This is a genomic window from Parolsenella sp. (assembly GCF_982402205.1).
Genome location: NZ_CEVYAT010000013.1, coordinates 1 through 21,164, shown reverse-complemented (window position 1 = coordinate 21,164; position 21,164 = coordinate 1). Strand labels below are relative to the sequence as shown.

At 66.6% G+C, this 21,164-nt stretch carries 22 protein-coding genes, 1 tRNA gene and 1 pseudogene; 3 read left to right on the top strand and 21 right to left on the bottom strand.

Annotation, left to right across the window (positions count from 1 at the left end):
* Positions 1–430 precede the first annotated feature (430 nt).
* From AC1VTH_RS01840 to AC1VTH_RS01815, 6 genes are all read right to left on the bottom strand, one after another.
* Positions 431–730 carry a DUF4143 domain-containing protein gene (locus AC1VTH_RS01840; RefSeq protein ID WP_481334432.1) on the bottom strand — a complete coding sequence of 100 codons (300 nt, stop codon included), beginning with the start codon at positions 728–730 and terminating at the stop codon, positions 431–433.
* The gene (locus AC1VTH_RS01835) at positions 702–917 is read right to left on the bottom strand and encodes a hypothetical protein (protein ID WP_481334431.1); all 216 of its coding nucleotides are present in this window, start codon (positions 915–917) and stop codon (positions 702–704) included. Before AC1VTH_RS01835 ends, AC1VTH_RS01840 begins: the two co-directional genes overlap by 29 nt.
* Positions 918–1,189: 272 nt before the next feature.
* Positions 1,190–2,914 (bottom strand): phospho-sugar mutase, encoded by a 1,725-nt coding sequence (locus tag AC1VTH_RS01830; protein ID WP_481334430.1) that lies wholly within the window; start codon positions 2,912–2,914, stop codon positions 1,190–1,192.
* A gap of 267 nt (positions 2,915–3,181) precedes the next feature.
* Complete coding sequence (locus tag AC1VTH_RS01825) at positions 3,182–4,078, bottom strand: SIS domain-containing protein (RefSeq protein ID WP_481334429.1); 897 nt, start codon at positions 4,076–4,078, stop codon at positions 3,182–3,184.
* A gap of 292 nt (positions 4,079–4,370) precedes the next feature.
* Positions 4,371–6,455: a heavy metal translocating P-type ATPase gene (locus tag AC1VTH_RS01820; protein WP_481334428.1), complete on the bottom strand. Its 2,085-nt coding sequence runs from the start codon at positions 6,453–6,455 to the stop codon at positions 4,371–4,373.
* Between the two features lie 8 nt (positions 6,456–6,463).
* The gene (locus AC1VTH_RS01815) at positions 6,464–6,700 is read right to left on the bottom strand and encodes a DUF6110 family protein (protein ID WP_481334427.1); all 237 of its coding nucleotides are present in this window, start codon (positions 6,698–6,700) and stop codon (positions 6,464–6,466) included.
* Between the two features lie 775 nt (positions 6,701–7,475).
* Here AC1VTH_RS01815 and AC1VTH_RS01810 point away from each other — a divergent pair.
* Together AC1VTH_RS01810 and fucO are read left to right on the top strand one after the other, a co-directional pair.
* A complete protein-coding gene (locus AC1VTH_RS01810; protein WP_481334426.1) occupies positions 7,476–8,216 on the top strand; it encodes an SDR family oxidoreductase in 741 nt (246 codons plus the stop codon).
* 277 nt (positions 8,217–8,493) lie between these two features.
* The gene (gene fucO, locus AC1VTH_RS01805; protein ID WP_481334425.1) at positions 8,494–9,663 is read left to right on the top strand and encodes a lactaldehyde reductase; all 1,170 of its coding nucleotides are present in this window, start codon (positions 8,494–8,496) and stop codon (positions 9,661–9,663) included.
* Between the two features lie 172 nt (positions 9,664–9,835).
* Here the strand turns inward: fucO and AC1VTH_RS01800 are convergent, their stop codons facing one another.
* The 5 genes from AC1VTH_RS01800 to AC1VTH_RS01780 all read right to left on the bottom strand — a co-directional run bounded on the left by AC1VTH_RS01800 (position 9,836) and on the right by AC1VTH_RS01780 (position 13,012).
* Complete coding sequence (locus AC1VTH_RS01800) at positions 9,836–10,126, bottom strand: PTS sugar transporter subunit IIB (RefSeq protein WP_481334424.1); 291 nt, start codon at positions 10,124–10,126, stop codon at positions 9,836–9,838.
* Positions 10,127–10,286: 160 nt separating this feature from the next.
* Positions 10,287–11,381, bottom strand: coding sequence for a glycerol dehydrogenase (locus AC1VTH_RS01795; RefSeq protein ID WP_481334423.1), 1,095 nt, complete (start codon positions 11,379–11,381; stop codon positions 10,287–10,289).
* A 665-nt stretch (positions 11,382–12,046) separates the two neighbouring features.
* A tRNA-Phe gene (locus tag AC1VTH_RS01790) sits at positions 12,047–12,122 on the bottom strand.
* Positions 12,123–12,398: 276 nt separating this feature from the next.
* Positions 12,399–12,740, bottom strand: a complete 342-nt coding sequence (locus tag AC1VTH_RS01785) for a hypothetical protein (RefSeq protein WP_481334422.1) — start codon at positions 12,738–12,740, stop codon at positions 12,399–12,401.
* On the bottom strand, positions 12,737–13,012 hold the full coding sequence (locus AC1VTH_RS01780; RefSeq protein WP_481334421.1) for an FHA domain-containing protein: 276 nt from the start codon (positions 13,010–13,012) through the stop codon (positions 12,737–12,739). Before AC1VTH_RS01780 ends, AC1VTH_RS01785 begins: the two co-directional genes overlap by 4 nt.
* Before the next feature lie 10 nt (positions 13,013–13,022).
* Here AC1VTH_RS01780 and AC1VTH_RS01775 point away from each other — a divergent pair, with 10 nt between their 5' ends.
* Positions 13,023–13,361: a hypothetical protein gene (locus AC1VTH_RS01775; protein WP_481334420.1), complete on the top strand. Its 339-nt coding sequence runs from the start codon at positions 13,023–13,025 to the stop codon at positions 13,359–13,361.
* Positions 13,362–13,471: 110 nt separating this feature from the next.
* On the opposite strand, the gene AC1VTH_RS01770 is transcribed toward AC1VTH_RS01775, so the two are convergent.
* The 10 genes and pseudogenes from AC1VTH_RS01770 to AC1VTH_RS01725 form a co-directional block, all read right to left on the bottom strand.
* Entirely contained in the window at positions 13,472–13,951 is a 480-nt protein-coding gene (locus tag AC1VTH_RS01770; RefSeq protein ID WP_481334419.1) for a DUF192 domain-containing protein, read from the bottom strand.
* Entirely contained in the window at positions 13,948–14,379 is a 432-nt protein-coding gene (locus AC1VTH_RS01765) for a hypothetical protein (protein ID WP_481334418.1), read from the bottom strand. Before AC1VTH_RS01765 ends, AC1VTH_RS01770 begins: the two co-directional genes overlap by 4 nt.
* A gap of 44 nt (positions 14,380–14,423) precedes the next feature.
* Entirely contained in the window at positions 14,424–16,469 is a 2,046-nt protein-coding gene (locus AC1VTH_RS01760) for a pilus assembly protein TadG-related protein (protein ID WP_481334417.1), read from the bottom strand.
* Positions 16,441–16,905, bottom strand: coding sequence for a TadE/TadG family type IV pilus assembly protein (locus AC1VTH_RS01755; protein ID WP_481334433.1), 465 nt, complete (start codon positions 16,903–16,905; stop codon positions 16,441–16,443). Before AC1VTH_RS01755 ends, AC1VTH_RS01760 begins: the two co-directional genes overlap by 29 nt.
* Positions 16,906–16,909: 4 nt before the next feature.
* Positions 16,910–17,143 carry a hypothetical protein gene (locus AC1VTH_RS01750; protein WP_293673708.1) on the bottom strand — a complete coding sequence of 78 codons (234 nt, stop codon included), beginning with the start codon at positions 17,141–17,143 and terminating at the stop codon, positions 16,910–16,912.
* A 496-nt stretch (positions 17,144–17,639) separates the two neighbouring features.
* Positions 17,640–17,861, bottom strand: coding sequence for a hypothetical protein (locus AC1VTH_RS01745; protein WP_481334416.1), 222 nt, complete (start codon positions 17,859–17,861; stop codon positions 17,640–17,642).
* A 39-nt stretch (positions 17,862–17,900) separates the two neighbouring features.
* Positions 17,901–18,518: a type II secretion system F family protein gene (locus tag AC1VTH_RS01740; protein ID WP_293826715.1), complete on the bottom strand. Its 618-nt coding sequence runs from the start codon at positions 18,516–18,518 to the stop codon at positions 17,901–17,903.
* Positions 18,518–19,450: a type II secretion system F family protein gene (locus AC1VTH_RS01735; RefSeq protein WP_481334415.1), complete on the bottom strand. Its 933-nt coding sequence runs from the start codon at positions 19,448–19,450 to the stop codon at positions 18,518–18,520. Before AC1VTH_RS01735 ends, AC1VTH_RS01740 begins: the two co-directional genes overlap by 1 nt.
* Positions 19,429–20,754, bottom strand: a complete 1,326-nt coding sequence (locus tag AC1VTH_RS01730; protein ID WP_481334414.1) for a TadA family conjugal transfer-associated ATPase — start codon at positions 20,752–20,754, stop codon at positions 19,429–19,431. The genes AC1VTH_RS01735 and AC1VTH_RS01730 overlap by 22 nt, the downstream gene beginning before the upstream one ends.
* Positions 20,755–20,756: 2 nt before the next feature.
* Positions 20,757–21,164: pseudogene (locus AC1VTH_RS01725) on the bottom strand (AAA family ATPase); the annotation flags it as partial.

Here is a 21,164-nt window from a genome sequence, read left to right as displayed (position 1 = left end):
CCGCATGCGGGGGCGTGGCAAGGCGTCCACGGTTCCTACACAATTGGGAGGGAGGCTCAGGCGACACCTCATTTCGCACTGCTTGCGGAGTCTCTTCTTGACCGCGCTCTACGGCGCAGAGCTCCTAATGCACCCGGCATAGGCCTTGCTTATCCGCGGCGGGAGCACACGCCCCACTCGCATCACAAGCTTTCGCCAGCTACATCACCTGCTGCAGTGCTCAGCTTCACTCCGAAAGCACCCACTCGCTAACCGGGAGAATCGACGCCCCCGCCACGCTCATAGCCGACTCTGACCTCATGACCACAAATCGACGGTCGCAGTCGATGCCGAGTTTTTCTCCAACAGAGTTGAGATGACGAAGGAACGAGCTCCGATATGCCATGGAAGTCTTTATTTCTACAAGGTCAACTTCGACCCCGTTAGAGTCTCAATAGAAATAGAGCTCTGGCTTCCTCCCATTATTGACGTGAGCTTTCAGTTGTTCAGAAACGACCGCATTCTCAAAGACGGGGCCCAGGTACTGGTCCTGGGTTAGTTCGGCGACGCTCTCAAAAAACAAAATGCTGCAGAGCAATCCCGTATCGTAGAAGTAGACCTTAGGGATCTTGATCAATCTCTTTTTGGCATTCGAATAGTAAGGCTGCAGCAGATATACAACGTAGGACTGCTCAAGGATGGAAAGCCACGAGCGAACCGTGTTAGAAGAAACACCAAGCTGCGATGCCATAGAACATAGCGACGACGCCCACGATTGCCAGCGGCGCCTGGGCGTAGCTCACGTACATGGCCTCGTTGTAACCCGGCATAACGCAGGTGACGAGCGGCGTTGCCACGCTCGTCACCGCAAGGAACAGGAAGCAGCAGGCAAGGAGGACGTGGTCGAGAACTGCCTTGGATTCGCTTGTTTCTGGCATTCGGTCTTCTCCGCTTGGAAATCGAACTCGCACTCGGAATCTTCCCTCTGGGGAAGATTGTGGCTCTTCTCGGCATAATCATACGTATAGGTAAGATTTTGGGCCCGGCGCACGAGCCGCGGGTGGCGCGGTTGCGCGCTTTTGGGCGCGCCGGGCGCCGCCGCGACTCCCTCACAAAAAGAGGGGCCGCACGCGGCGGCCCCTCGGGCATCGCTATAACGTGCCTAGACTGCGGCCAGATAGACCGTTTGCCCAGCGACGACGCCTGCAGCTTACGCCAGCAGGCTGGTCTTGGCAGCCTCGGCGAGCTTGTCGTTGAGCGCCTGGGACTCCTCGCGCGTGGCGCCCTTGCTGAACAGGTAGGCCTTGATCTTGGGCTCGGTGCCAGACGGGCGCACAATAACCTTGACGCCCTCGCCCAGCTGGAACTCGAGCACGTTGCTCTTGGGCAGCAGCTGCTCGGGGCACGAGCCGTCGCCGCCGGCAACCGTCATCTTGACGTCTGCCTTGTAGTCGACGAAGCCCTGCACCGGCATGCCGGCGATCTGCGCGGGCGGATTCTCGCGCAGGCCACTCATGATGCCGGCCATCTTGTCGGCGCCGGCCGCGCCCGGGAAGCTCACGTTGACGACGCCGTTGAGGTAGTAGCCGTACTCCTGGTACAGGGCCTCCATGGCCTCGTACAGGTCCATGCCGCGCTCGGCATACCAGGCGGCCATCTCGCAGGTGAGCATGCTCGCCACGATGGCGTCCTTGTCGCGCGCATGCAGACCCACGAGGTAGCCGTAGCTCTCCTCGAAGCCCAGCAGGAAGCGGTCGCCCTCGCCTACCTCGACGAGCTGGTCCATCTGGCCGCCAATGTTCTTGAAGCCCGTGAGCACGCGGCGGGTCTCGAAGCCGTAGTGGTTGGCCAGGGCGTCGGGCATGGCACTCGACACGATGGTGGTCACGACGACCTTGCGCGAGACGTCCTCGCCGGCCTCGGCCTTCATGCGGACCAGCCAGTCGATGAGCAGGATGCCCATCTCGTTGCCCGTGAGCAGCTTGTAGTCGCCGTCGTGCGGCACGGCCACGCCCATGCGGTCAGCGTCGGGGTCGGTCGCGAGCATGAGGTCGGGGTGGACCTTGTCGCACAGCTCCAGACCCTTCTCGAGCGCCTCGCGGAACTCGGGGTTGGGATAGGGGCACGTGGGGAAGTTGCCGTCGGGCTCGGCCTGCTCGGGCACGACCGTGACGTTGGTGATGCCCACACGGGCCAGAATCTTGTTCATGCACTCGATGCCCGTGCCGTTGAGCGGTGTGTAGACCACCGAGAAGTCGGGGTTGGGCTTGGCACCGATGGACTGCGAGGCCACGGCGTCGATGAAGCGGTCGAGCACCTCGTCGCTCGTCCACTCCACAAGGCCCTTCTCGAGTGCCTCGTCAAAGTCCATGTGCTTGACGCCCGTGAAGATGTCCGTCTCGTTGATGGTGTTCTGGATCTCGTCCGCGGCCTCGTTGGCGATCTGGCAGCCGTCGTCGCCATAGACCTTGTAGCCGTTGTAGGGCGCCGGGTTGTGGCTGGCCGTCACAGCGATGCCGGCCGAGCACTTGAGGTAGCGCGTGGCAAACGACAGCGTGGGAACCGGCTCGATGCGCGGGTAGACGTAGGACTTGATGCCGTTGGCGGCAAGCACGCCGGCCGCGGCCTTGACGAAGTCCTCGCCCTTGTTGCGCGAGTCGCGGGCAATGGCCACCGTGGGGTGCTCGTAGTGGGCGTTGAGGTAGGTGGCGAGGCCCTGCGTGGCCTGCGAGACGGTGTAGACGTTCATGCGGTTGGTACCCACGCCCAGCGTGCCGCGCAGGCCGGCCGTACCAAACGAGAGGCTGCGATAGAAGGCGTCCGAGAGCTTCTCTGGGTCTTCTGCGGCCATGAGCTCATCGAGCTCGGCGGCCAGGTCGGCCTCGGTGAGGTTGTCCTTCCACAGCTGGGCTGCGGCGAGAATCTTGTCGTCCATGGAGATGTGCCCCTTCCCTTGCGCGCCCGCGGGTGCCGGCGCTCCAATCTCCTCAAGTCTACCCGTGCGCGCGCGGCGGAGCCCCGGCATGGGGAGAGCCTTCGGCGGACGGACGATGCGGCGCCAGGTGGGACAGTTGCTCAGGCAAGTACTGTCCCAAAGTGGGACAGTTGCTCAGGCAGGTATTGTCCCAATGCAAGGAGAAAAAAGCGGCCCGCAGCGTGGCTGCGAACCGCTCGTGCGTGCACATAGGTGCAGCTTGCGAGGCTACTTGCCCTCGCGGATGGAGGCACCCAGAGATCCGCCCGGGTGCCACTTGACGTACTGCTGCGGGTTCAGGCCAAAGTCCTCCTGCAGCAGGATCGAGAGGCTCTGGAGCATGAGAATTTCGACGATGATGGAGGCACGGGGCGGCTTGTTCATGGGGTCGCCCTCCTCCTTGACGCCGGCGATGAGGGTGACGTCGCCCTGCTCGGCCAGCCAGCTGTCGGGGTTGCCCGTGAGGGAGATGATCTTGACGCCGTTGCCCTTGAGGCAGGAGACGGTGGCCTTGAGCTCGGAGGTGTTGCCCGAGTTGGAGATGGCGATCACAACATCGCCGGGCTTGACCTGGCCGGCGGAGCCGTGGACGCACTCGGTGCCGTGGAGCTCGTAGGTGGGGGTGCCGGTCGAGGAGAACAGCGACGCGGCGTAGCCCGAGACGTGGCCCGGCTTGCCGATGCCCGTGACGTGCAGGCGGCCACCGTTGGCCTCGGACTCCTGGATCAGGCGCTTGGCGGCGGTGATGGAGTCGTAGTCGATCCCGTCGATGAAGGCGTTGACCTGCTCCTTCATGATGCCGAGGAAGAAGTCAACGGCCTTCTTGTCATCGGTGGCGGAGGCGCCGTGGCTGTTGGCGGAGACGAACTCGTCGAGCTTGGAGGCAATCTCATCGTCGTTGGTGATGTCGAAGATGCTGATGACGTTGGGGAACTTGCCCTCGATCTCGGGGGCGAAGTCGCTCATGGTGACGATGACGTCGCCGCCAAAGTCCACGAGGTCATCGAGCTTGCCGTGCGTGACGTCGATGCGGTAGCCGCGCTTGGCGCAGATCTGCTCGATCTTGGTCTGGAGCAGCATGCTCGAGCCGACACCGGCACGGCAGACAACCAGGGCGTTGACCATGTTGTGCACCTTTCTCGCTTTGGTTTCTCGCTTGGTTACGAACGTAACTAACCTACGCCTGTATATTACTCAAAACGAGCGCCGCACGCATGAGAAGTTGAAACATTTCGCAGGATTTGTAAGAGGAATAGCGGCAGCGTGGGGCACTTGACCACGGATTGCAGGGCATGTTGGGGCGCCAGACGATTCTGGCCCGCGGGCGGGTGCGCTCGCGGGCCAGAATGTGGGTTACTTGTGCGCACTCGAGCGGTGCGGTGAGACGCGGCACAGGAGACGCGAGGCTCGCGGTGCGCTACATCGCGTAGGCGCGCGAGTCTCTCATCGAGAAGAACACCGTGCTGGTGTTGTGCAGCAGGCTCGAGGTCTGCGGGGCGATGGCGCCCGCAATCCCCAGGGCCAGCAGCGTGGAGTTGAACCCGATGACCTCGCGAAACGTTACGTCCATACGCTCCATGAGCTCCATCGACAGGCGGCGCAGCGCCACGAGCGAGCACAGGTCGCCGCGGTTGAGCGTGACGTCTGCCACCTCGCGGGCGATCGCGGTGCCGTTGCCCATGGCCACGCCCACGTCTGCGGCGGACAGCGACGGCGAGTCGTTAACGCCGTCACCAACCATCACGACGCGCCGACCCTGCTCGCGCAGATGCGCCACGTAGTTGTGCTTGTCCTCGGGCAGCAGGTTCGCGGCGAACTCGGTGATGCCGGCGTCTGCCGCGATGCGGGCCGCGGCGGCCTCGTTGTCTCCCGTGAGCATCACGATATGCTCAAAGCCCAGCTTGCGCAGGGTGCCGATGGCTTCGGCCACGCCCGGCTTGATGGGGTCGGAGATAAGCAGCGCACCCACGAGCTCGCCATTTACGGCGAGGTAGAGCGTGGAGAGGCCACAGGCTGCCTCGTCGATCTTCTCGGCAACGCTAGCCGGGACGTCGACGTGCTCGTCCTCCATCACGAAGTGTTTGGAGCCAATGACCACGCGCTTTCCGTCGAGCGAGCTCGCGATGCCATGGGCCACGACGTACTCGACCTCGGCATGGCGCTCGCGGTGTTCGAGGCCGCGCGCCTCGGCGGCGTGCACGACGGCGCGGGCCACCGGGTGGGGAAAGTGCTCCTCGAGGCAGGCCGAGAAGCGCAGCACCTCCTCCTGGGTCCAGCCGGCAAAGGCCAGCACGTCCGCGAGCTGCGGCGTTGCGGCCGTTAGCGTGCCGGTCTTGTCAAAGACGATCGTGTCTGCGGCGGCGAGCTGCTCGAAGTGGCGCGAGCCCTTGACCGTGAAGCCAGCGCGGGCGCTCTGGCTCATCGCGGCGAGCACCGAGATGGAGCTCGTAAGCTTGAGGGCGCACGAGTAGTCGACCATGAGGGCGGCGCTAGTCTTGACGAGGCTGCGCGTGGTGAGCGCGACGGCGCCCGCCAGCAGGAAGTTCCATGGGACGATGGCGTCGGCGAGGCGCTCGCGGCGCCCCTGGACGCTGCTCTTGAGGCCCTCGGACTGCTCGACCATCGAGACGATGGAGCGCAGCTTGGTGTTGCCCGCGCCGCTCGTGACGCGCACGAAGATCTCGCCGTCCTCACAGGCGGTGCCGGCAAAGACCGAGTCGCCCTCGACGCGCTCGACGGCCAGGGGCTCGCCGGTGAGCGCCGCCTGGTTGACCATGGCGCGGCCGCGCTCGACCGTGCCGTCGACGCAGACCGGCATGCCGGTGCGCACGACGATGAGGTCGCCCTCGGCAAGGTCTGAGGAGGGGACGCCGACCTCCTCCCCCGCCTCGATGCGGCGGGCGGTCTCGGGCATCGCGAGCAGCGAGTATATGAGCTCGTGCTGAGAGCGGGCCTTGGTGTAGTCTTCGAGCGCCTCGCCGATGTTCAGCAGGAACATGGTGCTGCCGGCGGTGAGGAAGTCTCCCTTGGCAAACGAGATGCCCACCGCGGCGGCGTCGAGCACCGGCACGTCGAGGCGACCGTTCACGAGCGAGCGCAGGCCGGCCGCGAGAAACTTGCGATACGACCAGACCGTCCAGGCCGCGCGGATGGGCGCGGGCAGGAACCAGCGGCGGGCGTAGTGGAAGCCCACGAGCTCGGCGATGTTGAGCAGCAGGGCGTCCGTGCTGGGTGCGGCCATGCCAGCGCAGTCCGCACGCGCGGCATCGACGGCCGCGGCGTCGACAAGCCCTAGCCAGTTAAGCGCAGCGTCGCGGGCGGCGGGGTCGGCGGCGTTGTAGGTGAGCGCAACCGAGCCGATGCGCGCGTAGACGCGGGCAGACTCGATGGCGAGCGCCTTCTCGAGCGCCACGCGCAGGGGCTCGGCGTCTGCGTCGGGCACGATGCCCGCAAGGTTCACACGGATGCGGCCCGGTATTTCGCTAACGATTGTGTACTGCATGCGCGAGGTTACTCGGCCTTCTCGTCCTTGTTGGTGGTGAGGTAGCTGGCCTCGGAGACGATGTCGTCTACCTGGGCCTTTGCCTGCTCGACGATGGCATCGTAGGAGTTCTTGGCGCGCATGCCACAGGCGACGGCCTGGACGTAGCCCTTCTTGGCGGTGTCGGAGGCCAGGGCCTTGACGCCCACGGTTCCGAGCAGGAAACCGCCGGCGACGAGCAGACCGTTCTGGGTGGACTTCTTCATGGTGCTTCCTCTCTCTTGTGGCGCGCGAGGTCGCGCGTCTCCCCGTTTTGGGACCGAATGAAGCAAGTTTGCCTGGGTTGAGTTCACCTAGGCTCACTTCTAGCCATTAAGTGTAGCGCGGTACGCAGGAGTGTCACGCAGAAAGTCCGCCGATGCCAACTTGTCATATTTAAAGAAGAGGCTTTGGCTCATTTTTGCGCCAAGTCGGTACCCCATAAGATAGCCGCCCGTCAGAGGAGGATTTTGACCCGTGAAAGTGCCAGATGGGCAACGGGCAGAGCCGTGGGTTACTTGCCAAGCGGCAATTGGGGTACCGACTTAGTGAGGTTTTTATTAGCGGACAGTCTAGGGCGCTATTAACGGATGGCTGAATAGAATTTAGTGGATAGTCTGCGTCGCGTCTCGGCGCTCCCCTAGTAACCCGGCGAGCGACCAAACACACTGGTAGGGAGACCGCTGCCTGGCCAAGCGCGCTCGCGCGCAAGAAATATGCCGCTCAATTTCACCTCCAAGCTCCTCTTCGCCTCGCGGCCAAGCGCGCTCACGCGCGGAAAACTCGCCGCCTGGGTGGACGCGCTCTCGAAGCCTCGCTCGCGGCCACAGGGAGCCAGGGAGGCACAACCCGCCGCAACCAGAAGCGATGCCAGCGGCGCGCAGGACCCCGCCTGCGTCAGCAAGCGGCCGCAGGAGCAGCTACGTTGACGGATTAATCGCCCCGCGCGCCCATGCTGAGTTCCACAATGAATACATCAGGACATAACGGATAGGGGGCATCATGAAGACGAGCATTGCTCACGAGAAGGCGCTGGTCACGGGAGCTGGCAAGGGAATCGGCCGGGCGCTCGCGGTGAGGTTGGCGAGCCTTGGCTGCGAGGTTACGCTCGTGGGTCGCACGCAGGCATCGCTCGACGAGACCTCCCGTCTCTGCGACGAGACCTCCAAGCAGGCGGGATACGAGGAGCGCTCGTGCACCCACGCGTGCGACCTCACGAGCGAGCAGGCCATCCTTGATCTTGTTTGCAGCATCAGGGAAAGCGGCGGCCTCGACATCCTGGTGAACAACGCGGGCATCGTCCAGGCGGGGCCGCTCGAGGACATTCCCACCGATCAGTTTGATACCGTCATGGCAACCAACGTTCGCGCGCCGTTCATCCTCATGCGCGAGACGCTGCCGCTGCTACGCGCCTCAAAGGCAGCAGAGGTCGTGAACGTCTGCTCAGTCGTTGCGCACGACGCTTACCCCAACCAGAGCGCCTACGTTGCGAGCAAGCATGCGCTCTATGGCATGTCGAAGTCGTTTGCCCGCGAGGTTTTTGACGAGGGCATTCGCGTGCACGTCATCTCGCCCGGCGGCGTGCTCACCGACATGGTGGCCATTGCCCGTCCGGACCTCACTGGCACGCCCATGATCGTGCCCGACGACATGGCCGACGCCCTGGAGTACCTGCTCACGCATCGCACGGACGCCGTCTGCGACGAGATCCGCCTGCACCGCGTGACAAAGGCACCATACTAGGAGGGTCGCAGCAGGCCCGTCCCATGCGGCCGGCGCGCGTCACCGCCCCAGTGCGTGCCCGCCCGCGCAGTCAGAACGCATTCACCGTCCCGGCCGCCACATCCTACCCACGACGTTCGTATTTGCGAACGACGTTCCATTTTTAGACCGCTCACCAAATAATCGGTAGTACCGCGCTGGTCTGCGGGTATCCTTTGTGCTAAGAGCGCGGCACGTTGCCGAGCACGACGGGATGACAGGGGCTGTTATCCCACCACCTACCCTGAGGAGGGCAAGCATGGCAGTCAATCGCTTTGTTCTGAACAACATTTCCTATCACGGCTCCGGCGCCATCAAGGAGATCCCGGGCGAGATTCAGCGCCGCGGCTTCAAGAAGGCCTTCGTCTGCTCCGACCCCGACCTCGTGAAGTTTGGCGTTACCGCCAAGGTCACCGACGAGCTCGACGCCGCCGGCATCCCCTGGACGCTCTACTCCGAGATCAAGCCCAACCCCACCATCCAGAACGTCAAGGACGGCGTCGAGGCCTACAAGGCTTCCGGCGCTGACATGATGGTTGCCATTGGCGGCGGCTCCTCCATGGACACCTGCAAGGGCATCGGCATCATCGTCGAGAACCCCGAGTTCGCCGACGTCCGCTCGCTCGAGGGCGTTGCCGACACCAAGAACCACGCTACCTTCACCATCGCCGTCCCGACGACCGCTGGCACCGCCGCTGAGGTCACGATCAACTACGTCGTGACCGACCCGGAGAAGGTCCGCAAGTTCGTCTGCGTCGACACCAACGACATCCCCGACGTCGCCGTCGTCGACCCCGACATGATGGCCTCCATGCCTGCCGGCCTCACCGCCGCCACCGGCATGGACGCGCTGACGCACGCCATCGAGGGCTACACCACCAAGGGTGCCTGGGACCTCTCCGACATGTTCCACTTCAAGGCCATCCAGCTGATCTCGCAGCACCTGCGCGACTCCGTGGCCGAGGCCAAGAGCGGCCAGCCCGGCAGCGGCCGCGAGGGCATGGCCCTGGGCCAGTACATCGCCGGCATGGGCTTCTCCAACGTGGGCCTAGGCATCGACCACGCCATGGCGCACACCCTGTCTGCCCACTATGACACCCCGCACGGCGTTGCCTGCGCCATGCTGCTCCCCATCGCCATGGAGTTCAACAAGCCCGTCGTTACCAAGCGCCTCGCCGAGGTCGCCGTGGCCATGGGCGTTGACACGACCGGCATGAACGAGGACGAGGCCGCCGACGCCGCCATCGCCGCCGTCAAGCAGCTCTCCGCCGACGTCAACATCCCGCACGTCTGCGAGGCCATGAAGGCCGACGAGATCGACCAGCTGGCCACCGACGCCATGGCCGACGCCTGCTTCCCGGGCAACCCCCGCGAGGCCAACCACGACGACGTCGTGGCCCTGTTCAAGAAGATTTGCCCGAGCGCCTAGCTTTTCGCTCGCATCTCTTGATTGACGGCGCGCCCGTCGAGTCCAAGTGGCTCGGCGGGCGCGTTTTTGTTTGCACGGATATGAAGTGGACGAGAAGAATGGGGCAGCATCCGGCCGCATGAGCCAGACGGCGGCCAAGCGGGGACAAAAGACCCATCCCCCTATCCCCAGGCTATTCGTTCTCGGCGGCCTCGAGGGCGGCAAGCAGCTTGGTCTCGAGCTCGTCCTTCGACATGATGTTGTCGAGCGTGATGACGCGCGGCTTGTCAGCCAGGAAGGCCATGAGGTCGCTGCCCACGACGAACAGGTCGACCTGGTGCATCGATATCTCAGAGACCGAGACGTGGTCGACGCTGATGCCCTCGATGCCGTGCTTCTTGAGCACATCCCGTACGTTAATCTGCACGATGAACGAGCTGCCCACGCCACCGCCGCAGCAGCACATAATCGACCTTACCTTCATGGCTCTCCCCCTTCGTTAGAGACTTGATACCGCCCACTATGGCAGAGACGCACAGCGGCGAGCGGGCATTTTGGGCGTCTGGTACGCAAGCCGCGACAAAAGGGCGCGCCAGCCGTGAGGCCAGCGCGCCCTGGGGATGCGGCGTATGCGCAAGTGAGCGTTAGTCGAGGTAGTAGTGGCCAAGGGCGTCGGCGCCAAGGATGGCGTCGGCAACCATATCGGGCGTAACGTCGAACGGCATGTTGCCCATGGTGTCGCCGGGGGCGCAGGCGGCTTCGGCCACGATCATGGCCTTCTCGCGCGTGACCTCGGTGACGCCAAGCTCGCCCAGGGTAACGGGCAGGCCAATCTCAATGCAGAAGCCCAGGACCTCCTCGAGCTGCTCGGTTGAGGCGTTGGCAAGCACAAGCTGGGCGAGGGTACCAAAGGCGACCTTCTCGCCGTGGTACATGCCGTGGCACTCGGGCAGCAGGGTGAGGCCGTTGTGGATGGCATGGGCGGCGGCGAGGCCGGAGCTTTCGAAGCCAATGCCAGAGAGCAGCGTGTTGGCCTCGATGATGTTCTCGACGGCCGGGGTGAGGGCGTGGCCCTCGAGGGCGACCTTGGCCTTGACGCCGTCGGCCATGAGGGTGTCGTAGCACAGGCGGGCGAGCGACAGGGCCGCGAGGCCGCCCTTGCCGCCGGCACAGGTGTCGCCGCAGGCGTCGTGCGTGGCCTGGGCCTCGAAGTAGGTGGCCAGGGCATCGCCCATGCCAGAGACGGTCAGGCGCACCGGGCTCGCGGCGATGACCGTGGTGTCCATGAGGACGATGTTGGGGTTGGCCGGCAGGAACAGGTAGCGGTCGAACTGGCCGTCGTCGGTGTAGAGGACGGACAGGGCGCTGCAGGGGGCGTCGGAGCTGGCGATGGTGGGGCAGATCACGACGGGGCAGCCCAGGAAGTAGGCCGTGGCCTTGGCGGTGTCGAGCGTCTTGCCACCGCCGATACCCACGACGACGTCGCAGCCGTTGGCGCGGGCGACCTCAACGAGGCGGTTGACTTCGTTCTCGGAGCACTCGCCGTTGAAGTCCTCGAAGACGGGCGCGGCCTTGGCCTCGGCAAAGCCGGCCTCGACCTTGGCGCCCACGCGCTTGACTCCGGAGGGCGTGTTGATGACGAGGGCCTTGGTGCCAAGCGGGTCGACGTAGCCGCCAAGCTTGGCGAGCTCATCGGGGCCCTGGATGTACTTGCTGGGGCTGTTGAAGATCTTGGACATGAATTGCTCCTCTCCTAAGCGATTCACACGTTATTTCTAGTTTAGGAGGACGGGATGATTGGGCCCGCCAGGTGTCGGTAAGTGCTTAGGTGCAATCTTGATGCCGCTCGCAGCGGGCGCGGCGCCGTTCACCGGCAAATTGCGCTACGGTTGACCAGCGCAAACAATGCATTTCAGGTATGTGAGATGTGCGAGCGGCGCGCTGGGCGGGGCAAGCGGTTGGCCCGGCGGTCGCGGGCGGCGCATTGGCGAAGACGAGCGGTTGGGCCAGGCGCGCAGGCGAGGTGTTGGTGGAGACGGGCGGCACGCCCACGCTCGCGGCGGAGACGGGTACGTTGGCAGAGACGGGCGGCACGCCCGCGCTCGCGATGAAGACAGACGACACATCAGCCGAGCGAGTGGAAAACGTACGTGCATCCCAGCAGAGCGGACGCATCGAACCTGGTGACTCGAGCATGCGGGGGACGCCGACCTTCGTCGACACCCCGAAAGCGGACGCACAATATGTCCTATAAGCCTATAGGCCGCCCTTTAAGCCCACGTGCCCCGAGTTGCACCAAGAGTTGCACCGCGGAGTGCACCAGCGAAGAGCGCGAGCGGGACAAAAACGACACTCCGTAACGAAAACGACCCGAAGACGCTGGATCTTCGGGTCGTATCACTTCTGGTGGCGGGGAAGGGAATCGAACCCCTGACACGGGGATTTTCAGTCCCCTGCTCTACCAACTGAGCTACCCAGCCGAAATGTCTGCTCGCCCTGCGAGCTCGTTTACTATAGCAAATAGAACCAGCCAAGCAAGTGAGAATTTTGGCTAATTGGAAAAATTCTGGGCGGGCGTCGATTCGCCCCGCGGCCTGCTCGCACAAACGGCTCATTGCTGCGGTCCAATCCGTCAGTGCGCTGATAGCAGGAAGGGGCAATCCAACCCCTGACGCGGGGGTTTCAGCCCCCTGTCCTCCCGGCAAATTGTGCTCGAAGGCACGCCGGCCTGGGCGGGAGCAACCTGCGAGGTTGGATTAGACCGCCACAGCGCCTTCGCGAACGCGCGGGCACGTCGCCGGCAGGCTCAGCAGCTGGTCAATGACCTCGGCAAACGCCACATGGGGATTGACGCAGTAGCAGCGGGCAACGCAGTGCGAGGAAGTAGCCGCGCCCGCCTCGTCGCAAGGATAGGCCTTGCACTCGGGCAGCCCATGGCCGACACCCCGAGACGACCACGCCAGGCGATAGAACGCCTCGCCCACGCAGACCACCCACACCCGATGCCGCATGACGCCCCCATCGGACGGCCCCTCCTCCACAGACGTTGCATCGTAGAGCACGCTGTAGGCAACCTCGCGCCCCATCGCCCGGCTCATGCGACCTCACCCCTTCCTCCCGCAGCAGGCCAAGGCCTGATCGTGACACCAGCGGGTCTCACCTCGACAACGTCACCGCAGCGCAAGGGGCACAGACCCGCCAGCACCCATCCGTTGACCAACACGCTATTGGCCGCGCCCAGACCCTGGGCAAACAACACCCCATCCCTGAACAACAGTACGAGGTGACGCGCCGCCACCTCTGGGTGGTCGATCACGACATCGCACCCGGGCTCTCTGCCAAGGACGAGCCCCTCCTTGCCCACCTCCATGGGAACCGTCATGCCTCCGCAGCTCACCCGCACGCACGAGGGTGACATCAGCGCCGCCACGGGCTCGGGCCGCTCCGCCTCGGGCGCAGGCGAGGTCAAGCAGGCCGCCTGGGGCTGGAACGCCGCTGAACCTTGGGACACCGAGGGAGACTGCGGAGGCGCCTGGATTTGCGACGACATCTGGAGTTGCGGCACCGGCCGAGCTTGGGTCATCGTCGCAGCACCCAACGCCCCCGGCACCTCAGCAGATGGCTCTAGCGTTGGCTCCTCGAGCTCTCTCGAGAGCTCGAGGAGCGAGGCGTCCGCCACCGCGCCAACCGCGGGCTCGCCGCCCCTCGCGAAGTCATAGAGGCACCCGTAGCACACGTCCATGTCGGCAAAGAGCTTGGCCCCGCACCTGGGACACGTCTTGAGCCCTCCACCCGCCTGATTGGTTGCGTCCATTGCGCACTCCCCTCTCTACAGCACATCGAACAGTTGCAAGCTCACCGCTTGCCCAGCCTGCGGCCATGGCCCGTCCGAGCTCGGGCGCTCCAAGGCATGGACCGCCCCGCGGCAGGAGACGACCCGCCCCGCGGGAACGTCTCGCCGCACCCTGAGCACCCGCCCCTGCTCGCTCACGAGTGCCACGTCGATGCCGTAGGCCATGCCAAACGTGTGGACCGAGCGACACCCCGCGAGCAGGCAGGGCAGGGCGCGCGCATCTCCCCGCCTCGTTCCCAAAAGGCCCCGCAGACGCTCAAGCGCGCTGCCAAGCACCTGGAACCTGATTGAGCACACACCATCGCCCGCCTTGGCATGCGGCTCAGCACCCGCGCCCACGCCCGTCTCGGCGTTTGCCCTAGCAGCTGCGGCATCGCTCGACTCAGCGCACGAACCGCCGCCCGCATCAAACGTCACCACGGCCCAACGGGCACGTGGCCCAACTCTCGTCCTCACGAGACCACCCCCGAGCGATACCTGTCCACCACGACGCTTCGCTCGTGATGGGCCAGGGCGGGCAGCGACACGCCCATCCCGGCAATGGAGAAGGAGCCGGGCCACGGCCGGTAGCCCAGCCTGCAGACGTAGCGGGTGGTTCCCGCCGCGAGGTCGATGAGGGCGCGACCCTCCCCGCTCGAGACGTCCTCGGCGCTCACCAAGACCTCGCACGAGGCGTCGCCCATGGCGTCAACGATCGCGGCCTTGACCTCCTCGACGCCAGCGAGCTCGCCTGAGGCGCCCGACGGGCTCACGCCATGCATCACCACGGCGTCGGCCGCCACGCGATCGAACCGGGCGCACAGCTCGGAGATGCGCATCACGTTAAGGATGACGAGGGCCACCACCACGATGACGGGGACGAGCACGGCGAGCTCAACGGCCATCTGCCCCAGCTCCCGGTCTGGCGCAGGCGCCTCGCGCCACCTCATCACGCCGCCCCCAAGAGCTCGCCCACGTCGATGGTTATGGGAATCGTTATCTCGGTCCCTGGGATGGTCAGCTCGGCAATGGTGACCTCGCCAATGCGCGTCCCCAACTCGTTTTTGACCTCGCGGCCCAGTGCCCGGGCAAACTCGACCGGGTCTGCCGTGTCGGGCAGCTTGCTAACGAAGTCCCTCACGCTCGAGACGTGGTCATAGCCCGCCTTGTCGAGCACGTACTGGCTGTTGGTGAGCACGGGCTTTCTGGGACGCAGGTCGGCGGGGGCCAGGCCCGCGTCGCGGATGGCCTCCTTGGCCATGTCGCGTAGCCACGAGCTCACGCTCGTTCCCAGCACGCTGTCGATGCCGTCGAGTATCTTCCCAGCCGCAGCCTCAACATTGCCCGCGGCAGACTCGTAGCCAACGAGCAGCTCTCCCCACAAGGACCCGATATTTCCAAGTACGCCGGCATCGGCCCCATCCATCCCCTCGGAGATGGCACCAAAGAAGCGCGCGAGCACGTCGTTTCCCTCGGCGGCCGAGTCTGGCGCCAGAGTCGCGGCCGCCACGGCGGCACCCGCAGGCACCGCGGAGTCCGCAAGGAACGCCCCCGTGACCTCAGCGGGCACCTCGCGCTCGCCTCCCGTCACCACGGCGACGCAGCCCCAGGCACCTGGTGGGCACAGGCGTGGCCGAGGCACCGCGAGCGCCTCCATGGCGCGCTCATAGGCGCTCTTTCCCTCACCAGCAAGCTCGCGCATCTGCGCCTCGGCCTCGGCAAGGTCGTTGCGAGCCCGCTCGTAGCGCTCCGACGCCTCCGAGACGATCCTCCAGTAGTGCTCGAAGCCGTTATCGATGCTCGTCGACGCGGCCGGGGCGCTTCCCATGGCCTGCGTGTCCATCCTGCAGGTATCGCAGCGCGCCACGCTCCCGGCGTCGAGCGCGACGAGCGACGCCGTTCCCGCAGACGTGCCCCTTGCGCCCGGGCATTCCATGCTTGCATGCAGCACCGTTCTTCCTCCCTCCTGCGTACAGGGCCAGCGACTGGCCGAGTAGAGCGTCGTTGCGCGCAGCTGCTCCGCGTTCGAGAAGAGCTGTGGCAGGTCAAGGTCCGCGCCGCCGTCGGGCAGCTGTTCGTAGTGGCCACGACCAACCTGCTCGAGCGCGTACTCGTAGAACGCCTTGCGTGCCGCCGAGTTCGTGAGTTCGTCCGTCCCCTGGCCCAGCGGCGCCTCGCTCGCGAGACGGGCGGCGTAGTAGGCACGTGCGCGCATGAGCGGAGCCCCAAAGGTCCAGAGCGGCAGCGCGTAACTTGGATTGCTCACGGGCGCCAGCCCCGCAAGCGCGTCGGCCCGCTCGCGCAGGCACATGCCGTCGGCGCCGCAGTCCGCAAGCCAGGCCTCGCGCACGGCCTCGTCGGCACGCTCCTTGGCCCGGTCGGACGCCTCCTGGAGACGCCGTGCCGCCTCCGCCGCCTCCGTTGGGTCCACCTCGACGTCGAGCGCGGAGAAGTCGGACTGCGACTGCACGGGAAACGGCATGGCAACGCCCGTCCAAGACCCGCTCTCCTGCGCAACGGCGGCGGAGCGGCTCACGATGGCAAGGGGCAGCGTTCCCTCGACCTTCTTGAGCCCCCGCGCCGCAGACCGCGCGAAGCGCCCGCGGGAGTCGAACACCTGCCGCGCGGCATCGACGGTCTTGGCGCCCGCCGCGCCCAGGCCGGGGATGGCGCTCACCACAAGGCCGGCACCCAGCGTCACCATGCCGGCAAGCCCCATCGTGAGCACGCAGGCATCGAGCACCGTGGCAACCGTCGCATACGAGGACACGACGTTTGCCCCGGCCAAGGCGCAGGCGTCGGCGACCGTCTGCACGTCTGCCGATCTTCGCTGCACCCACCCAACCGAGACGAGCGAGCAGGTGAGCGCAAGGCTCACGAGCAGGGCAACCGCCACCGATACCGACGTGTAGCCGCCCGTCTCGTCAACGAACGCGTCGATACCCAGGAAGGCGCGGGCGCGCCCCCTATCCCCAAATCGAGGTCCATCCGCCATAGTCGCCCTCCAACCAGTCTGGCCTCGTACTCTCGGACACCTCGACGCGCAGGACGGTCTCGCCCTCCTCGACCTCACCAAAGGCCGAGGCGAGTACGCCCACGAGCGGCAGGAGCCTCAGGCGCCCCGCAACCCGCACGCTCGAGCGACCCATCGATGAGGAGCCCTCGCACTCGATCTGCCAGCCCTCCTCCCCGCCCACGTGAAAGGCGGGCACGTTGGGCACGGCGCGAAGCCTGCGCCTCACGTAGGCCACACACGAGTCCTGGCCAGCCGCCAGCGTTGGACCCGAGGTGGCGAGCGCCCGCAGCCCCTCCGATGCCGCCTGCTCCATGACGCAGCGCGTGTACAGGGCAAACGCGGGCTGCAGGAGCAGGGCAAGCAGCAGCATGAGGACCGGCAGGAAGAAGGCCGCCTCGACGCTCGCCTGGCCCAGCGAATCAGAACAGGACGATGTCGTGCATGCCGCCCGCCGCGGCCACGCCCTCGATGGCGTGCGAGGCGCACCCCTCGGAGAGGCGCTGCAGGCCGCCGGCGCCCACCACGCGCCACACCGCCCCCAGCGCCACGATGGCGGCAAGAAACGCCACGAGTACGAGGGCGTACTCGACCGTCGACTGGCCCAGCTGCTCGCCACACGCGTCACGAGCCGCCTTGCGGCCCCGTATTCCCATAGGCCTCCCTCCATTGGTCCACCTCCATCCTCAGAACGTTCACCCGGCTCGCATCCTCGCCCTGCCGCTCGACAAAGCACAGGTCGACCCAGCCGGGACCCACCACGGTGCACCCCCAGACGCTCCCCAGCAGGTCGAGCCACCCGGCATGGGCGAGCGTCGTGTCGCCGCGGGCCGCATAGTCTTCGAGCAGGTCGCCCGCGGCGCGGGAGACGCCTCGGCCACAAGGCCTTCGACCCCGCCCGGCGCGTCCCCAGCGCGAGTGCCCTCTGAGGGTGCGTCTGCGCCCGGCGCCCCGGGGGCGTCGGGCTCGCCCGAGCCGTCCGCCTCACCATCCGCAGCCCCACCCGAATCGCCGCCAGCAGGCACTTCCCCAGACGAGTCGGCCACGCTAACTGGGGCGGGCACGGCACTGCCCGCACCCGCCTCGCCCAGCGCGCATGCCGCAACGGCCAGAGCGGCAAGCGCCAGGGCCGCGAGCAGGGCAAGCCGCCCCCTACAGCGAGTTGATGCCATCGGTAATCGAGGTCCAGAGCTCCTGGAGCCTGCCCCTGAACGCCATCACGGCAACGATTGCCATCAGCACCAGAACGCCCACGAGAATGGCGTATTCGGTCGTGCCCTGGCCGCTCGTCTCGCGCGCCAGACAGCGAGCACGCGCACGCACACGACGCAGAGCGCACGAAGCCCCTATGCCAAGCCTGTCAATCACACCCATGACCTCTCCTTTCCCTGTGCGGGACAAGCCCGCCCAACCTCATCTGGACAGGGCCGCGCTGAGCAGCGGCCCCAGAATCGCAAGCAACATCGCGGGCACCACAAGCGCGCCCAGCGGAATGAGCATCCGCACGGGAACCTCCTCGATGCGACGCTCCACGCTTGCACGCTGGTCCTCCCTGATGGCGTCTGCCTGGCGCTCGAGCGTTGCCGCGAGCGGGGCGCCAAACGCCAGCGCCTCGCGCACCGCGGCGACAAACTTCGCAAGGGACGGCGCCGCCACGCGCGCGGCGAGCTCGCCCAGGGCGTCGCGCCTGCTCGCAAGACCCATCTGCCACGAGTGCATGGCCACGAGCATCTGGCGGGAGAGCTCGGCGGAGCTGCGCGCGCAGTACAGGGCAAGCGAGGCGTCAAACGAAAGCCCCGCGGAGAGCCCTAGCGCCAGCACGTCGAGCATCTCGGGCATCTGCCGCTCGCAGGCCGCGGCCATCCGCGCCGCGTTCTCGCGCCCCTTGAGGCGCCGTAGCGCAGGCGACGCCCGCAGTGCCCGCGCCAGCGCAGACGCCCTGCCTCCATTGCCCCAACCAGGCTCGTCGTCGCCATATAGCAGCAGGTAGGCAGCCATGGCAGCCGCCACGCCAGAGCCAAGCGCCCACATCAGAGCACCCCACGCATGAGGCGCGCGATGATAGCCAGGGCCACCACGTCGAGCAGAGCCGCCGCCAGCACGCACCCCAACCCAACGGGCGTTGCCAGCCCCGCCCTGAAGTCGGGCGAGGTGAGCACGAGCAGGGCCACGAGGCACACGGGAAGGCCGCTCACGATCTTTGCCGACAGCCTCACCTGCGCTGTCTTTGCCTCGAGCTCGCGCTCGAGCGCAAAGCGCCTCTCGACGAGCTGGGCAGACCTGAGGAACAGCCCCTGGAGCGGGGCGCCCGTCCTGGCAGAGACCGTGAGGGCGCAGACCATGAGCTCGACGCCGGGGGCGTCGGTGCGTGCAGAGATCTGTTCGATGGCGTCGGCCGCGGGCGTGCCGCACGAGACGAGCAGCGATGCCCGCGCGAACTCCCGGTTGAGCGGCCCCGTGCCCATCGACCCCACGTAGCTGATGGCCTGGGGAAGCGTGCGCCCGGCGGCAAGCGCCCCGGCAAGGGAGCGAAAGGCGTCGGGCACCTGCCGGGCAAGGTCGCGCTTGCGCCCGCGCACGCGCGACGAGCGCCACATCGCCGCGGCCACGCACCCCATCGCAACGCCCGCGAAGGTCCCGAGCAAAGACAGCGCCACGACCAGGCCAAGCAGGCCGCAGGCCCCTACGTAGGCCACGAGCAGCCCGCGCGCGCCCTCGCGCGCAAGGCCGGCCGCCTGCACGCGCTCGCTCAGCACAAGCTCGTCCACGACGCCGCGCGCGAGGCCCAGCCGCTCAAGGGTACGCATCGGCGCGCTCAGGCCCACCTCGCGCAGGGCCCGCACGAGCGCGCGCCTGGTACCCGTGTCGCCCGGCCTCTGAATGGCGCCCTCATCTCCGCAGGTCAAGACCCATGCCGCCAGGGCCGCGCACGCACCACAGCCTAGGCACAGCAACGCCTCCATTGGCACACCTCCTCCTCTTCGAGCAGGCCGTCTGACACCGCCCGGGCAAGAAACGCCGGCTCGCGCACGAGGCGCCAGCTGCGCTCGCCCACGTCGAACGACACGACCTGGGAGAGCTCGACGCCGCCGTCCTCGCCGCGGCCCACCTCGCAGGCGTCCGACACGACGCGCGAGCCGTCGGGCATGCGCCGCGACATCACGATGAGGTCGAGCGCGGTCGCCACCTGCTCCTCGATGAGCGCGGCGGGCAGATCCATCCCAAAGCGCGCCATGAGAACGAGCCTCGAGACGGCCTCGACGGGCGTGCCCGCGTGCAGCGTGGTGAGCGAGCCGTCGTGGCCCGTGTTCATGGCCTGCAGCATATCGATGCACTCCTCGCCGCGCACCTCGCCCACCACGATGCGGTCGGGGCGCATGCGCAGAGCGTTGGTCACGAGCATGCGAATCGTCACGGCACCCGTACCCTCGATGGAGGCGTCGCGCGCCTCGAGCCTCACCACGTGCAGGCCTTCCTCGAAGCGCAGCTCGGCCGAGTCCTCGATGGTCACGATGCGCTCGTCGCAGGGAATCTCGGCAGACAGGGCATTGAGCAGCGTTGTCTTGCCCGAGCCCGTGCCACCCGCCACCGCGATGTCGCGCCGCACGCGCACGGCCCACGATAGCAGGCGCGCGTACCAGGCCGGAAGCGACCCCAGCTCCACCAGGCTCTCGAGCGTGCGCAGGGCCCCGGAGAACTTGCGAATCGTAACCGCGGGGCCGTCCATCGCCACCGGGGCGATCACGGCGTTCACGCGAAAGCCGTTGGGCAGGCGCGCGTTCACGATGGGGCTCGCGTCGTCGAGCCTGCGGCCCAGCGGCGCCAAGATGCGGTCCATCACGAGCATGATCTGCTCGGGCGAGTCAAAGGCGCGGCTCGCCGGAAGGAGGCGACCTCCGCGCTCGTAGAACAGCGCGTTGCAGCCATTCACCATGACCTCGGTGATGGTGGGGTCGTCGAGCAGGGGCTGCAGCGGCCCTAGGCCCACGATCTCGTCGATGACGCGAACCATGAGAGCGTCGCGCTCGTCCTCGCCCAGCTCCTCGAAGCCGCCGGAGCACAGCACCGCCCGGCACACCACGGCAAGCTCCTCGCGCACCTGATCGACGGCACCGGCCGAGACGAGCGAGGCAATCTGCGTGAGGCCCAGGCGCTCGACCAGCCCGCGCTTGAGCCGCTCCGAGAGCCTCCGCTGTTCGGCCGCGTCCTCCCGCGCCTCGTCTGCGAGGTCGCCCACCTGCTGCCTCACGCGTTCAAGCACGCCCATCGCTACGCCTCCCCTCTGCCAAGGCCAAAGAGCCTCCTGGGCTTGCCTCCGCCGGCAAGGGCGTGCCTGGCGCCTTCGGCGTCGGGAAGGTGCCCCAGCTCCTTGAGCAGGGCCGCGAGGCCATGGGCGGCGCCCAGCGCGGCAGGGTTCTCGGACGCAACGATCTCGGCCATGCCACCCGCGCCCAAAAGCTCCACGAGGTCGAGCCCTCCGTCGAGCACGCGAACCTCGCGGGCGCACTCGAGCCCCACGGCCGCCCGCGCCACGAACGACTCGTCGCGCCGACGCGGGTCGCAGGCGTTCATGAGGCGCACGATGCGCGTGCGCGCCACGCCCAGGCGCACGGCGAGCGACCCGCAGCGCGAAAGCGCCGGGATGGCGCCAGGCCGTTCGTCGGAGACGATGACGAG

Coding starts and splice junctions, on each gene's coding strand:
- AC1VTH_RS01840 (WP_481334432.1), bottom strand. CDS start 730: ATGGCATCGCAGCTTGGTGTTTCTTCTAACACGGTTCGCTCGTGGCTT.
- AC1VTH_RS01835 (WP_481334431.1), bottom strand. CDS start 917: ATGCCAGAAACAAGCGAATCCAAGGCAGTTCTCGACCACGTCCTCCTT.
- AC1VTH_RS01830 (WP_481334430.1), bottom strand. CDS start 2,914: ATGGACGACAAGATTCTCGCCGCAGCCCAGCTGTGGAAGGACAACCTC.
- AC1VTH_RS01825 (WP_481334429.1), bottom strand. CDS start 4,078: ATGGTCAACGCCCTGGTTGTCTGCCGTGCCGGTGTCGGCTCGAGCATG.
- AC1VTH_RS01820 (WP_481334428.1), bottom strand. CDS start 6,455: ATGCAGTACACAATCGTTAGCGAAATACCGGGCCGCATCCGTGTGAAC.
- AC1VTH_RS01815 (WP_481334427.1), bottom strand. CDS start 6,700: ATGAAGAAGTCCACCCAGAACGGTCTGCTCGTCGCCGGCGGTTTCCTG.
- AC1VTH_RS01810 (WP_481334426.1), top strand. CDS start 7,476: ATGAAGACGAGCATTGCTCACGAGAAGGCGCTGGTCACGGGAGCTGGC.
- fucO (WP_481334425.1), top strand. CDS start 8,494: ATGGCAGTCAATCGCTTTGTTCTGAACAACATTTCCTATCACGGCTCC.
- AC1VTH_RS01800 (WP_481334424.1), bottom strand. CDS start 10,126: ATGAAGGTAAGGTCGATTATGTGCTGCTGCGGCGGTGGCGTGGGCAGC.
- AC1VTH_RS01795 (WP_481334423.1), bottom strand. CDS start 11,381: ATGTCCAAGATCTTCAACAGCCCCAGCAAGTACATCCAGGGCCCCGAT.
- AC1VTH_RS01785 (WP_481334422.1), bottom strand. CDS start 12,740: ATGAGCCGGGCGATGGGGCGCGAGGTTGCCTACAGCGTGCTCTACGAT.
- AC1VTH_RS01780 (WP_481334421.1), bottom strand. CDS start 13,012: ATGGAGGTGGGCAAGGAGGGGCTCGTCCTTGGCAGAGAGCCCGGGTGC.
- AC1VTH_RS01775 (WP_481334420.1), top strand. CDS start 13,023: ATGCCTCCGCAGCTCACCCGCACGCACGAGGGTGACATCAGCGCCGCC.
- AC1VTH_RS01765 (WP_481334418.1), bottom strand. CDS start 14,379: ATGGCCGTTGAGCTCGCCGTGCTCGTCCCCGTCATCGTGGTGGTGGCC.
- AC1VTH_RS01760 (WP_481334417.1), bottom strand. CDS start 16,469: ATGGCGGATGGACCTCGATTTGGGGATAGGGGGCGCGCCCGCGCCTTC.
- AC1VTH_RS01750 (WP_293673708.1), bottom strand. CDS start 17,143: ATGGGAATACGGGGCCGCAAGGCGGCTCGTGACGCGTGTGGCGAGCAG.
- AC1VTH_RS01745 (WP_481334416.1), bottom strand. CDS start 17,861: ATGGGTGTGATTGACAGGCTTGGCATAGGGGCTTCGTGCGCTCTGCGT.
- AC1VTH_RS01740 (WP_293826715.1), bottom strand. CDS start 18,518: ATGTGGGCGCTTGGCTCTGGCGTGGCGGCTGCCATGGCTGCCTACCTG.
- AC1VTH_RS01735 (WP_481334415.1), bottom strand. CDS start 19,450: ATGGAGGCGTTGCTGTGCCTAGGCTGTGGTGCGTGCGCGGCCCTGGCG.
- AC1VTH_RS01730 (WP_481334414.1), bottom strand. CDS start 20,754: ATGGGCGTGCTTGAACGCGTGAGGCAGCAGGTGGGCGACCTCGCAGAC.